Source organism: Mycobacterium deserti (assembly GCF_025345615.1).
Lineage (GTDB): Bacteria > Actinomycetota > Actinomycetes > Mycobacteriales > Mycobacteriaceae > Mycobacterium > Mycobacterium deserti.
Genome location: NZ_JAODWD010000003.1, coordinates 593,989 through 606,636 on the forward strand (window position 1 = coordinate 593,989; position 12,648 = coordinate 606,636).

At 67.3% G+C, this 12,648-nt stretch carries 14 protein-coding genes; 13 read left to right on the forward strand and 1 reads right to left on the reverse strand.

The features are described 5' to 3' along the window. Positions 1–46: 46 nt before the first annotated feature. A complete protein-coding gene (locus N4S67_RS14330) occupies positions 47–1,138 on the forward strand; it encodes a hypothetical protein (RefSeq protein WP_260993634.1) in 1,092 nt (363 codons plus the stop codon). On the opposite strand, the gene N4S67_RS14335 is transcribed toward N4S67_RS14330, so the two are convergent. After that, positions 1,110–1,607 carry a DUF1990 domain-containing protein gene (locus tag N4S67_RS14335; protein ID WP_260993635.1) on the reverse strand — a complete coding sequence of 166 codons (498 nt, stop codon included), beginning with the start codon at positions 1,605–1,607 and terminating at the stop codon, positions 1,110–1,112. The two genes, N4S67_RS14330 and N4S67_RS14335, sit on opposite strands and share 29 nt — an antisense overlap. Before the next feature lie 51 nt (positions 1,608–1,658). Between N4S67_RS14335 and N4S67_RS14340 the strand changes: the two genes are divergently transcribed. The 12 genes from N4S67_RS14340 to pdxT all read left to right on the forward strand — a co-directional run bounded on the left by N4S67_RS14340 (position 1,659) and on the right by pdxT (position 12,530). Then, positions 1,659–2,519: an aldo/keto reductase gene (locus N4S67_RS14340; protein ID WP_260993636.1), complete on the forward strand. Its 861-nt coding sequence runs from the start codon at positions 1,659–1,661 to the stop codon at positions 2,517–2,519. A 27-nt stretch (positions 2,520–2,546) separates the two neighbouring features. Beyond that, positions 2,547–3,170, forward strand: a complete 624-nt coding sequence (locus tag N4S67_RS14345) for a PaaI family thioesterase (protein WP_260993637.1) — start codon at positions 2,547–2,549, stop codon at positions 3,168–3,170. Next, positions 3,167–3,586: a TIGR02611 family protein gene (locus tag N4S67_RS14350; protein ID WP_260993638.1), complete on the forward strand. Its 420-nt coding sequence runs from the start codon at positions 3,167–3,169 to the stop codon at positions 3,584–3,586. The genes N4S67_RS14345 and N4S67_RS14350 overlap by 4 nt, the downstream gene beginning before the upstream one ends. A gap of 60 nt (positions 3,587–3,646) precedes the next feature. Then, positions 3,647–5,713 (forward strand): threonine--tRNA ligase, encoded by a 2,067-nt coding sequence (gene thrS / locus N4S67_RS14355; RefSeq protein WP_260993639.1) that lies wholly within the window; start codon positions 3,647–3,649, stop codon positions 5,711–5,713. Continuing rightward, the gene (locus N4S67_RS14360) at positions 5,710–6,303 is read left to right on the forward strand and encodes an HIT family protein (RefSeq protein WP_260993640.1); all 594 of its coding nucleotides are present in this window, start codon (positions 5,710–5,712) and stop codon (positions 6,301–6,303) included. Before thrS ends, N4S67_RS14360 begins: the two co-directional genes overlap by 4 nt. Then, entirely contained in the window at positions 6,300–6,971 is a 672-nt protein-coding gene (pgsA, locus tag N4S67_RS14365; protein WP_260993641.1) for a phosphatidylinositol phosphate synthase, read from the forward strand. Before N4S67_RS14360 ends, pgsA begins: the two co-directional genes overlap by 4 nt. After that, complete coding sequence (locus tag N4S67_RS14370) at positions 6,968–7,900, forward strand: phosphatidylinositol mannoside acyltransferase (protein ID WP_260993642.1); 933 nt, start codon at positions 6,968–6,970, stop codon at positions 7,898–7,900. Before pgsA ends, N4S67_RS14370 begins: the two co-directional genes overlap by 4 nt. Then, positions 7,900–9,063, forward strand: a complete 1,164-nt coding sequence (locus N4S67_RS14375) for a glycosyltransferase family 4 protein (RefSeq protein WP_260993643.1) — start codon at positions 7,900–7,902, stop codon at positions 9,061–9,063. Before N4S67_RS14370 ends, N4S67_RS14375 begins: the two co-directional genes overlap by 1 nt. Continuing rightward, positions 9,060–10,091 (forward strand): NUDIX hydrolase, encoded by a 1,032-nt coding sequence (locus N4S67_RS14380; RefSeq protein WP_260993644.1) that lies wholly within the window; start codon positions 9,060–9,062, stop codon positions 10,089–10,091. The genes N4S67_RS14375 and N4S67_RS14380 overlap by 4 nt, the downstream gene beginning before the upstream one ends. Before the next feature lie 66 nt (positions 10,092–10,157). Further along, positions 10,158–11,069, forward strand: a complete 912-nt coding sequence (pdxS, locus tag N4S67_RS14385) for a pyridoxal 5'-phosphate synthase lyase subunit PdxS (protein ID WP_260993645.1) — start codon at positions 10,158–10,160, stop codon at positions 11,067–11,069. A gap of 43 nt (positions 11,070–11,112) precedes the next feature. After that, on the forward strand, positions 11,113–11,949 hold the full coding sequence (gene tesB / locus N4S67_RS14390) for an acyl-CoA thioesterase II (protein WP_260993646.1): 837 nt from the start codon (positions 11,113–11,115) through the stop codon (positions 11,947–11,949). Continuing rightward, positions 11,946–12,530 (forward strand): pyridoxal 5'-phosphate synthase glutaminase subunit PdxT, encoded by a 585-nt coding sequence (gene pdxT, locus N4S67_RS14395; protein WP_260993647.1) that lies wholly within the window; start codon positions 11,946–11,948, stop codon positions 12,528–12,530. The genes tesB and pdxT overlap by 4 nt, the downstream gene beginning before the upstream one ends. Positions 12,531–12,648 lie beyond the last annotated feature (118 nt).

Genomic DNA, 12,648 nt, shown 5'->3' on the forward strand with positions numbered 1-12,648 from the left:
TTCGTTAGGTTGTCCAAGACTACGCGCTGCTCACAGCGGAGGAGCTATGGATCAACCACGTCACACCCGCCGCCACACGCTGACGCGAAACGCCGCCGGGCCAGGCCTGGCCGAGGCATTCGTCATCATTGCGATCGCGACCATCCTGATCACTCGGCTCTACCTACGTTTGACGGGATATCCGCAGATCGGCGGCGGCGACCTGCACATTGCGCACGCCCTCTACGGCGGTGCCCTGATGATGCTGGCCCTGATCATCGGCTGGGCGACGCTGGGCTTCGGCCCGCGGGTGCTCTGCGTGGTCCTGGGCGGCATCGGATTCGGGCTGTTCCTCGACGAGGTCGGCAAGTTCGTCACCAAGGACAACGACTACTTTTACGGCCCGGCCGCCGAGATCATGTACATCCTGGTGGCCGTCCTGCTCGTCGGCGCCCGCATCATGCGGGACTTCCGGCCCCTCGACGCCCGCGAGTGCCTGGCCTCGGCGGCCGCGATCGCCGCCGACGGCATCGCGCGCGGACTTGCTGCCCGTCGCCGCGAACTCGGTCTGAGTCTTCTGGATCGGGCACGAGAAGGGGAAGTGGACCCTGCTGACGTGAAACACGTTGAGGCGCTGTTACTTTCGGCGGACTCCGCAACAGATCGGCTCTACTCCGCACAGCGCCGCGCCATCACGCTGATTCCCGACTTCTTCCGCAGCCCGCGGTGGGTGGCGGTGGTGGGCTGGATGCTGGTCGTCGGTTCCTTCTTCAGCGCCGCTCTGGGCGCCCTCGGCGCCGCACTGGGCGGCTACCTCTACGAGGACCACGACGTCCGCATCGAACTCGCCGGCCTCAGCGTCGCCACGATGATCCTGTTCGTCAGCGCGGCACTGACACTCGGCATGGCACTGCCCGCGATGATCGCCCGGCGGCGCAATGACGGGGTGGGGCCGCTGCAGTGGCTGCGCAACGCGGCATTGACGTTCACACTGCTCAACGCGCTGGTCGACTTCGCCACCGAAGGTTTCGGCGCGCTCCTCGGCCTGTCGGTGGGCCTGTTCGCTCTGGCGATCCTGTCGTATCACCTGGACCGTGCGGCTCGAAGCGGCGTCGCCGAGGCCGTTCCGGCTACAGCGCCCGAAGGTATCGCTCGGTGACGACCCGTTGGATCATCGACGTCACCGGCGAGGCCAACCGGCTCCACCAGGTCGCGTGGCGCGAGAAGGCGGTCACCTCGGCATAGACCTGCTCGGTGGCCGGGTCGTAGCGGACCAGGAACAGTTCCTCACCGCACTCTGCATGGCCGGGCAGCGTCCCGTAGGCGAAGCCGCGACGGTCAGGTTCGTCGACGACATAGACCACCCGACACGGCGCCTGCACCGGGCCGAGGTTGACGATCACCTCCGACCCCGCCTCCGCAAGCTCGGTCGTCGCCGCGACTCGTACCCCCGCGCCGCGCAGCATGCCCCAGCGCATCCCTGCCGCCGCCGCTTCGGAGAAGCGGCTTCTGCCGTAGCCGATGACGGCCGACTTCCGCACATGGTGGTAGCCGGCGGGCAGCGGGCCCGCCGTGGCGCCCACCTCCGGGTAGGTCAGCGGCAAGGCCGTCAAATCGCTCAGTTTCACCGGGCCAGACCATATCGCCCCTCAACACGTCACCGGCGTACGGTCGGAGAAATGAATTCTCCCGTCGCACAGGCATCTGGCACATTCACCTTCGGCGATCTGACGGTCAACCGTCTCGGGTTCGGCGCGATGCGGCTGACCGGAAAGGGAGTGTGGGGCCCGCCGACCGACCGCGACGAATGCATCCGGGTGCTGCGCCGCGCCGTCGAACTCGGCGTCAACTTCATCGACACCGCCGACTCATACGGTCCGTACGTCTCCGAGGAACTCATCCGCGAGGCCCTGCACCCCTATGACGGCGTCGTCGTCGCGACCAAGGCGGGGCTTCTGCGCACCGGACCCGACGACTGGACGCCGCTCGGCTTTCCGGCGTACCTGCGCCAGGAATGCGAGATGAGCCTGCGCCGTCTCGGCGTGGAGACCATCGACTTGTTCCAGCTGCACCGCATCGACGCGAAGTTCCCCGCCGAAGATCAGCTCGGCGAGCTAGTCGCTTTGCAGCAGGAGGGCAAGATCCGCCACATCGGTCTGTCCGAGGTCACCGCCGACGATCTCGCGGCCGCCCAGAAGACCGCAACCGTCGTGTCGGTGCAGAACATGTACAACGTGACCGTCCGTACCGCAGAACCAGTGCTGGAGGCCTGCGAAGCCCAGGGCATCGGGTTCATCCCGTGGTTCCCGTTGGCCGCCGGGCCGCTGGCCGCGCCCGACGGGCCGCTGCAGCGCATCGCCGCCGAGCACCACGCGAGCCCGTCCCAGCTCGCGCTGGCGTGGCTGTTGAAACGCTCGCCGGTCATGCTGCCCATCCCCGGGACGTCGAAGGTCAACCACCTGGAGGAGAACGTCGCGGCCGCCGAGATCGAGCTGTCGGACGAGGAATTCGCGACGCTGAGCAAAGCCGGGTCCGCCTAGGGCACAGGAAGCTAATACGGTGGTCGGGTGACCATCGAGCAGCAGGCGCCTCCCGGCGGGGGATTCAATCCGCCTGTCCCGACCACGCGTGGCGGACCGGACTACGGCCGGTTCATCGAGGCGGTCCGCACGCTGCAGGACCACGCCCGCGCGGCCGACGCGCCCGACGAGGTCATCACCGAAGCGGCTGACCTGGTGGAGAAGGTGTCGCAGCTGCTGGCGCCGTATTACGCCGACGAATGGGCGTCACCGTCGGGACGCCGGATGGATCTGCCCAACCGGGGCAACGTCTTGGCTGTTCCGCTCGACTTGCGCGTCACCGACGACCAGCGCGTCCGCGGCACGACACAGTTCCGGCGCTTTCACCTGGGCCGCAACGGTGCCGCCCACGGCGGCGCGGTGGCCATGTTGTTCGACTCGATACTGGGCTTCACCGCGTTCATGCTCAGCGGCAGCAAGGCCCAGCGCACCGCGTTCCTGCACGTCGACTACCGCAAGATCGCGCTCGTCGAACACGAATACCAGGTCGAAGCCGGTGTCGACCGGATCGAAGACCGCAAGATCTTCGTCTCCGGCCGGGTACTGGACGGCGAGACCGTGCTCGCCGAGGCCCACGCGTTGTTCGTCAAACTCAAGCCGGGACAGCCTTGAACGCCGCCGACGTCAAGAGGCGCTGGAAGCGCTGGCGCGACCGGCTGCGGGAACGTCCGACGGCCGATTTCGTCTACCGCATCGTGGTGGGCGTGATCGGTACGGCGGTCTTCGTCGTCGGCATCCTGGCGATCCCGTACCCGGGTCCCGGGTGGGCCATCGTGTTCATCGGCCTGGGCATTCTGGCCACCGAGTTCGACTGGGCACGTCGGCTGCTGGCCTACGCCAAGGAACGCTACGACAAGGCGATGGAGTGGTTCCATCGCCAGCCCGCCATCATCCAGATTCTCGGCGGGGTTCTCACCGCGCTCATCGTGGCGGCGACGCTGTGGTTGCTAGGCGCTCTCGACTGGACGGCCGAAGTGGTCGGGCTCCAATACGAGTGGCTGAACAGTCCGATCGGCATCGGTGACTGACCGCTCGCACCGATAGCATGGTCGCGTCCTGCATCCGATGAACGAACTGGAGACATCCCGATGAGCGCGCCCGCCAGCCCCGCCCCAGCAGCCCCGATCCGGGTCGCTGCCGGGACGACCGCCGGGGCGGCGGTCCGTGACGCCGGCCTGCCCAGTCGCGGCGCGCCGGACGCCATCGTGGTCGTCCGCGAGGCCGACGGCCGCCTGCGCGACCTGTCCTGGGTGCCCGACAGCGACGTCGAGGTCGTCCCGGTGGCCGCAGACACCGACGAGGGTCGCAGCGTCATCCGGCACTCGTGCGCGCACGTGCTGGCCCAGGCGGTGCAGGACATGTTCCCCGAGGCCAAGCTCGGCATCGGTCCGCCCATCACCGACGGCTTCTACTACGACTTCGACGTGGAACGCGCGTTCACCCCGGAGGATCTGGAGGCGCTGGAGAAGCGCATGCGCCAGATCGTCAAAGAGGGCCAGCTGTTCTCCCGGCGGGTCTACGAGTCCAAAGAACAAGCGCGCGAAGAGTTGGCGCGCGAGCCGTTCAAGCTCGAACTGGTCGACGACAAGTCCGGCGACCCCGAGGTGATGGAAGTCGGCCCCCCCGGCTCTGATGAAGAGCTCACCGCCTACGACAACCTCAACCCACGAACGCGCGAACGCATCTGGGGCGACCTGTGCCGCGGGCCGCATATCCCGACGACGCGCTACATCCCCGCGTTCAAGTTGACCCGTAGCTCGGCCGCCTACTGGCGCGGTAATCAGGACAACGCCAGCCTCCAGCGCATTTACGGCACCGCATGGGAGTCGCAGGAGGCCCTCGACCACCATCTCGAGTTGATCGAGGAGGCGCAGCGGCGCGACCACCGCAAGCTCGGCGCCGAGCTCGACCTGTTCAGCTTCCCCGACGAAATCGGTTCGGGCCTGGCGGTTTTCCACCCCAAGGGCGGAATCATCCGCCGCGAGTTGGAGGACTACTCGCGGCGCAAGCACATCGAGGCCGGCTACCAGTTCGTGAACAGCCCGCACATCACCAAGGCGGAGCTGTTCAAGATCTCCGGCCACCTCGACTGGTACGCCGACGGGATGTTCCCGCCGATGCACCTCGACGCCGAGCTCAACGACGACGGCACCGTGCGCAAGCCCGGCCAGGACTATTACCTCAAGCCGATGAACTGCCCCATGCACTGCCTGATCTTCCGGTCGCGCGGGCGGTCCTACCGGGAACTTCCCCTGCGGCTCTTCGAATTCGGCACCGTCTACCGCTACGAGCTGTCCGGCGTCGTGCACGGGCTGACCCGGGTGCGCGGGCTGACGATGGACGACGCGCACATCTACTGCACCCGCGACCAGATGCGCGACGAGTTGAGCTCACTGCTGCGCTTCGTGCTCGCGCTGCTCGGCGACTACGGCCTGACCGACTTCTACCTTGAGCTGTCGACCAAGGACCCCAAGAAGTTCGTCGGCTCCGACGAGCTGTGGGAGGAGGCCACCGGCGTGCTCGCCGAGGTGGGCGCCGCCTCCGGCCTCGACCTGGTGCCCGACCCGGGAGGCGCGGCGTTCTACGGACCCAAGATCTCGGTACAGGTCAAGGACGCGCTGGGCCGCAGCTGGCAGATGTCGACGATTCAGCTCGACTTCAACTTTCCCGAGCGCTTCGAGCTGGAATACACCGCCGCCGACGGCAGCCGGCAGCGACCGGTGATGATCCACCGCGCGCTCTTCGGGTCGATCGAGCGGTTCTTCGGCATCCTCACCGAGCATTACGCCGGCGCATTCCCGGCGTGGCTGGCGCCGATCCAGGTGGTCGGGATCCCCGTCGCCGACGACCACATTCCGTACCTCAACGGCCTTGCCACACAACTGAAGACGCACGGCGTCCGGGCCGAAGTGGACAGCAGCGACGACCGCATGGCCAAGAAGATCGTCAACCACACGAACCAGAAAGTGCCGTTCATGTTGGTCGCGGGTGACCGCGACGTGGAAGCCGACGCGGTCAGCTTCCGCTTCGGCGACCGTACTCAGCTCAACGGTGTGCCGCGCGACGAAGCGGTCAACCTGATCCTGCAATGGATTGCGGCCCGCGAAAACTCGACTCCCACAGCCGAACTGCTCAAGGCGGGCAACTCGTCGTGACTGCGAAGGACGACCACGCGATCGGCGATGAGCGCTTGCGCGAAGAGCGATCAATAGTCGACCGCGGCGCTGGTGACCCCGACCATCTGCAACGGCTGTGGACGCCGCACCGCATGACCTACATCGCCGAGTCGCCGATGAAGAACCCGGCCTCGGACAAGTCCAGCGAGCCGTTCAGCGAGATCCCTACCCTGTCCGACGAGGACGGCCTGGTCGTCGCGCGCGGCGAAACGGTGTACGTCGTGCTCAACCTCTATCCGTACAACCCGGGCCACTCGATGGTGGTGCCCTACCGGCGGGTGGCTGAGCTGGAAGACCTCACCGCTGACGAGAGCGCCGAACTGATGACGTTCACGCAGAAGACGATTCGAGTCATCAAAGCCGTCTCGAGCCCGCACGGTTTCAACGTCGGGTTGAACCTCGGCAAGTCCGCAGGCGGCTCGCTGGCCGAACATCTGCACATGCATGTGGTGCCGAGGTGGAGCGGCGACGCCAATTTCATCACCATCATCGGCGGCTCCAAGGTCGTGCCGCAGCTGCTGCGCGAGACGCGTGAGCTGCTCTCCACGGAGTGGGCGAACCAGTCGTGAGCAACCTCTACCTGATGACCAGGGCCGCCTACGAGAAGCTGTCGAGGCCGGTCGCCAAGGCGGCACTGCGGGCCGGCTTCACCCCCGACAGCATCACGATCCTCGGCACGGCCGGGTCGGTGCTGGCCGCGCTGACGCTGTTCCCCATGGGGCAGCTGTGGTGGGGCGCGTTCACCGTATGGATCTTCGCGCTCGCCGACATGCTCGACGGTGCGATGGCTCGCGAGAGCGGCGGCGGCACCCGATTCGGCGCGGTACTCGACGCCACCTGCGACCGGATGGGCGACGGTGCGATCTTCTGCGGGCTGCTGTGGTGGGCAGTGTTCGGGCTCGACAGCCCGTCGCTGGTGGTGGCGACGCTGATCTGTTTGGTCACCTCGCAGGTGATCTCCTACGTCAAGGCCCGCGCCGAGGCCAGTGGTCTGTCCGGCGGGGGTGGCCTCATCGAGCGGCCCGAGCGCCTCGGCATTGTGCTGCTCGGCGCAGGGCTGTCCGGCCTGCCGTTCCTGCACATGCCGTGGCTGATACACGTCGCGATGTGGTCGCTCGCGGTCGCGAGCCTGATCACCGTCGGGCAGCGGCTGCACTCCGTCCGAACCTCGCCGCGCGCGATGGATCCACTTGTCAAGCCGGACAACTCAGCCGGCGATGAGGAGCCCGAGGCGTGACAGCCGCCGCCTCAGAGCCGGCGTCGGGCATCTCGTTCGGCGGGCGGATCGCCGACTGGGGGTATGCAGCCGGCTGGCAGTTCGTCCGTGCGATGCCGGACCTTCTGGCGCGCAACGCATTCGACGTAGGCGCATACATCGCAGGTCGTAACGGCGGGCCTGAGCAGTTGCGCAGGAACCTGGCCCGGGTCATCGGTGTGCCACCCGCCGAGGTGCCCAACGGGCTGATGCGCGCCTCGTTGGCCTCCTACGGCCGGTATTGGCGGGAGGCGTTTCGGTTACCGACCATGGATCACGAAGCGCTGGGCCGCGAACTCGACGTGGTGGAGATCGACCGCGCGTGGGCGGCATTGGACGAGGGGCGCGGCGCGATCCTTGCGCTGCCGCACAGCGGCAATTGGGACATGGCCGGGGTATGGCTGGTGCAGAACTACGGCACGTTCGCCACCGTCGCCGAGCGGCTGAAACCCGAGTCGCTGTATCACCGTTTCGTCGCCTACCGCGAGAGCCTCGGCTTTGAGATCATTCCGACGACCGGCGGTGAGCGGCCCCCGTTCGAGGTGCTGACCGAGCGGCTACGGGACAACAAGCTGGTGTGCCTGATGGCCGACCGCGACATGAGCCGTAATGGAGTGCCGGTCGATTTCTTCGGTGAACCGAGCCGCTTTCCGGCAGGGCCCGCGAAGTTGGCCATCGCGACCGGTGCAGCCCTGCTGCCGGTGCACTGCTGGTACGAGGGTGACGGCTGGGGGATCAGGGTGTATCCCGAACTCGACGTCTCCTCGGGCGACGTCGGCGTCGTCACGCAGGCGCTCGCGGACAAGTTCGCCGAGAACATCGCCGCGCATCCCGAGGATTGGCACATGATGCAGCCGCAGTGGCTGGCCGATCTGTCCAAGGAACGCCGCGCTCAGCTGGAGACACGCTGATGCGTATCGGCATGGTCTGCCCGTACTCGTTCGACGTGCCCGGCGGGGTGCAGTCGCATGTGCTGCAGCTGGCCGAGGTCATGCATGGCCGCGGCCACGAGGTCAGCGTGCTGGCACCGACTTCTTCTGACGCGCACGGCGCACTGCCCGACTACGTGGTGTCCGGCGGCAAGGCCGTTCCGATTCCCTACAACGGCTCGGTCGCGCGGCTGAGGTTCGGTCCTGCCACCCACCGAATGGTCAAGCGGTGGCTGATGCAGGGGCAGTTCGACGTCCTGCATCTGCATGAGCCCAACGCGCCGAGTCTGTCGATGCTCGCACTGAACATCGCCGAGGGACCGATCGTCGCGACGTTCCACACGTCGACCACCAAGTCGTTGACGCTCAGCGTGTTCGAGCCGTTTCTGCGTCCTATGCACGAGAAGATCGTCGGGCGTATCGCGGTGTCCGACCTAGCGCGGCGCTGGCAGATGGAGGCACTGGGCAGCGACGCCGTCGAAATTCCCAACGGGGTCGACGTGGCCTCGTTCGCCGACGCGCCGCGTCTCGACGGATACCCGCGGGCAGGCAGGTCGGTGCTGTTCCTTGGCCGGTTCGACGAACCGCGAAAGGGCATCGCGGTCTTGCTGCGGGCCCTGCCCACGCTCGCCGAGCGGTTTCCCGACATCGAGATCCTCATCGTGGGCCGTGGCGACGAGGACGAACTGCGCGAGAAGGCCGGCCCCATGGCGGGGCACCTGCGCTTCCTCGGTCAGGTCGACGATGCGCAGAAGGCGTCGGCCATGCGCAGCGCCGACGTGTACTGCGCGCCGAACCTCGGCGGCGAGAGCTTCGGCATCGTGCTCGTCGAGGCGATGGCCGCGGGCACCGCGGTGGTGGCCAGCGATCTCGACGCGTTCCGGCGGGTGCTGGCCGACGGCACGGCAGGACGGCTGGTTCCGGTCGATGACGCCGACGGTCTGGCCGACGGTCTGATCGAGGTGCTGGCCGACGACGCCACCCGCGAGCGCTACATCGCGCACGCGACCGACGCCGTGCGCCGATACGACTGGTCAGTCGTCGCCGGACAGATCATGCGGGTCTACGAGACCGTCGCCGGGGCGGGCGCGAAGGTCCGCGTGGCGGGCGGCGCGCGCAGCGTGATGACCGGGGAGCCCCGATGACCTGGGTCGTCGTTGTCTCGCTCGTCGTCCTGCTGCTCGCGCTGCTTGCCGTCGGCGCGTGGGCGTACCAGACCGCCAACCGGCTGGACCGGCTGCATGTGCGCTACGACCTGTCGTGGCAGGCGCTCGACGGCGCGCTGGCCCGCAGAGCGGTCGTCGCGCGCGCGGTGGCGGTCGACGCCTACGGCCGCGCGCCGGAAGGCAAGCGGCTGGCGGCCCTGGCCGACGCCGCCGAACGTGCCCGACGCCCGGCGCGGGAGGCCGCCGAGAACGAGCTCACCGCGGCATTGGCCGCGGTCGATCCCGGTTCGCTACCGGTCGCATTGGTCGCCGAACTGGCCGATGCGGAGGCGCGGGTGCTGTTGGCGCGCCGCTTCCACAACGACGCAGTCCGCGACACGCTGGCGTTGCGTGAGCGTCCGGCGGTGCGCCTCCTTCGGCTCGGCGGAACCGCAGCGCTGCCAACCTATTTCGAGATCGCGGAGCGCGTCGAGGCCACGTCGGCGGTGAGCCGTCGGTTGTCGGCGCGCGTCGTGCTGCTCGACGAGGACGGCGCGGTTCTGCTGTTCTGTGGGTCAGATCCGGCGTTCGACGAAGACTCCGACGGCCCGGCACCGCGCTGGTGGTTCACCATCGGTGGCGCGGCCGAACACGGCGAGACGCTGGCGCAGGCCGCGGTGCGGGAACTCGAAGAGGAGACGGGGCTGCGCGTCACCACGGACGACATGATCGGACCGGTGTGGCGGCGCGACGCGGTGATCGACTTCAACGGCGCCGTCGTCCGCAGCGAAGAGATGTATTTCATCCACCGGACCACCCGGTTCGAGCCCTCGGCCGCCGGCCGCACCGGCTTGGAGCGGTCCTACATTCACGGGCACCGCTGGTGTGATGCGACAATGATCGGCGAGCTCGTTGCCAACGGGGAAACCGTCTACCCGCTGCAGCTCGGCGAGCTACTGGCAGAGGCCAACGCCTTGGCCGACGCGCGGGGCGGAGCACCGCGGCGGCAGCTGCAATCGATCCGCTGATGTGCGGAATAATCGGATTTGCCGCCGCCATTAGACTGGATCAGTAGCGATTCGGAGGAGATAGCAGTGGATACCGCACCTGACACAGGGTCGGTGACCCAGACCGGTACCGCCCGGGTGAAGCGCGGAATGGCAGAGATGCTCAAGGGCGGCGTGATCATGGACGTCGTCACCCCGGAGCAGGCGCGCATTGCCGAGGCCGCGGGCGCCGTCGCGGTCATGGCGCTCGAGCGCGTGCCCGCCGACATCCGCTCCCAAGGTGGCGTCGCGCGGATGAGTGATCCTGATCTCATCGAGGGCATCATCTCCGCGGTCACGATCCCGGTGATGGCCAAGGCTCGCATCGGTCACTTCGTCGAGGCGCAGATCCTGCAGAGCCTCGGCGTCGACTATGTCGACGAGTCCGAGGTGCTCACGCCCGCCGACTACACCCACCACATCGACAAGTGGAAGTTCACCGTGCCGTTCGTCTGCGGTGCGACCAATCTCGGTGAAGCGTTGCGACGCATCACCGAAGGTGCGGCGATGATCCGCTCCAAGGGCGAAGCCGGTACCGGTGACGTGTCGAATGCGACCACACACATGCGCCAGATCGGCGGCGAGATCCGTCGTCTCACGTCGCTGTCCGAGGACGAGTTATACGTCGCGGCAAAGGAATTGCAGGCGCCCTACGATCTCGTCGTCGAGGTGGCCCGGGCCGGCAAGTTGCCGGTGACGTTGTTCACGGCCGGTGGGATCGCCAGCCCGGCCGACGCGGCGATGATGATGCAACTCGGCGCAGAAGGTGTGTTCGTCGGGTCGGGAATCTTCAAGTCCGGCGATCCGGCAGCGCGCGCCGCCGCGATCGTCAAAGCCACGACCTTCTACGACGACCCCGACGTGCTTGCGAAGGTGTCACGCGGGCTGGGTGAGGCAATGGTCGGCATCAACGTGGAGGACGTCGCGGCCCCGCATCGGCTCGCCGAACGCGGCTGGTAAGACTTGCTGCTGTGATGAGCCGCTTGCGCGAAGAACCGAAATAATGGCGATCGAACAGATCCTTGATCTCGAACAACTCGAGGTCAACATCTACCGCGGAAGCGTGTTCAGTCCGGAGTCGGGCTTCCTGCAACGCACCTTCGGCGGGCACGTAGCAGGTCAGTCGTTGGTCTCGGCGGTGCGCACGGTCAAGCCGGAATTCCAGGTGCATTCGTTGCACGGGTACTTCCTGCGACCCGGTGACGCCAAGGCGCCAACGGTGTACACCATCGAGCGGCTGCGCGACGGCGGGTCATTCGTGACACGACGAGTCAACGCGATCCAGCACGGCGAGACCATCTTCTCGATGTCGGCGTCTTTTCAGTCGGACCAGAGCGGCATCACCCACCAGGACGCCATGCCAGCGGCGCCGCCGCCGGATGATTGTCCCGGGCTCACCGAGATCAAGGCCTTCGACGACGCGGGCTTCAACCAGTTCGCCGAATGGGATGTGCGCATCGTTCCGCAGGAGAAGCTGACGCGGTTGCCCGGCAAGGCATCTCAGCAACAGGTGTGGTTCCGGCATCGCGACCCGCTGCCCGACGACCATGTGCTGCACATCTGCGCGCTGGCCTACATGAGCGACCTCACGCTGCTCGGTTCGGCGCAGGTGCACCATGCGCGCGAGCGCAAGCATCTGCAGGTCGCCTCCCTGGACCACGCGATGTGGTTCATGCGCCCGTTCCGCGCCGACGAATGGCTGCTCTACGACCAGTCGTCGCCGTCCGCCTCGGGCGGTCGCTCGCTGTGCCAGGGCAAGATATTCAACCAGTACGGCGAGATGGTGGCGGCGGTCATGCAGGAGGGGCTGACCCGCTACAAGCGCGACTACACGCCGTGAGTTCGCCGCACGTCGGAGTCCTTGCGCTGCAGGGGGATACCCGCGAACACCTCGCGGCCCTGCGCGAGGCCGGAGCCGAGGCGTCCACCGTCCGCCGGGTGGAGGAACTTGAGGCCGTCGACGCGCTGGTGATTCCGGGCGGTGAGTCCACCGCGATGAGCCATCTGCTGCGCGAATTCGAACTGCTCGAACCGCTGCGGTCACGCTTGGCCGAGGGCATGCCGGCATATGGGTCGTGTGCGGGCATGATCCTGCTTGCCACCGAGATTCTCGACGCCGGCGCCGCCGGACGCGAGGCCACGCCGCTCAAGGCCATCGATATGACGGTGCGGCGCAACGCTTTCGGTCGTCAGGTCGACTCCTTCGAGGGCGATATCGCGTTCGGCGGTCTCGACGGGCCGGTCCACGCGGTGTTCATCCGCGCGCCGTGGGTCGAACGGGTCGGTCCCGACGTCGAGGTGCTCGGGGAAGCGGACGGTCACATCGTGGCGGTGCGGCAGGGCAAGGTGCTCGCGACCTCGTTCCACCCCGAGGTGACCGGCGACCGCCGGGTCCACAAGCTGTTCGTCGACTCGCTCTAAGTGGTGATTTCGGCGCGCTGACGATCGCTGAGCGACGGTTTGCGCACCGAAATAGCTAGCCCGCGGGCGCCGGACCGCAAACTGGATAGTCGTCGATCAACGGCCTGCTGCCGGCCTG

Coding starts and splice junctions, on each gene's coding strand:
- N4S67_RS14340 (WP_260993636.1), top strand. CDS start 1,659: ATGAATTCTCCCGTCGCACAGGCATCTGGCACATTCACCTTCGGCGAT.
- N4S67_RS14330 (WP_260993634.1), top strand. CDS start 47: ATGGATCAACCACGTCACACCCGCCGCCACACGCTGACGCGAAACGCC.
- N4S67_RS14380 (WP_260993644.1), top strand. CDS start 9,060: ATGACCTGGGTCGTCGTTGTCTCGCTCGTCGTCCTGCTGCTCGCGCTG.
- tesB (WP_260993646.1), top strand. CDS start 11,113: ATGGCGATCGAACAGATCCTTGATCTCGAACAACTCGAGGTCAACATC.
- N4S67_RS14375 (WP_260993643.1), top strand. CDS start 7,900: ATGCGTATCGGCATGGTCTGCCCGTACTCGTTCGACGTGCCCGGCGGG.
- thrS (WP_260993639.1), top strand. CDS start 3,647: ATGAGCGCGCCCGCCAGCCCCGCCCCAGCAGCCCCGATCCGGGTCGCT.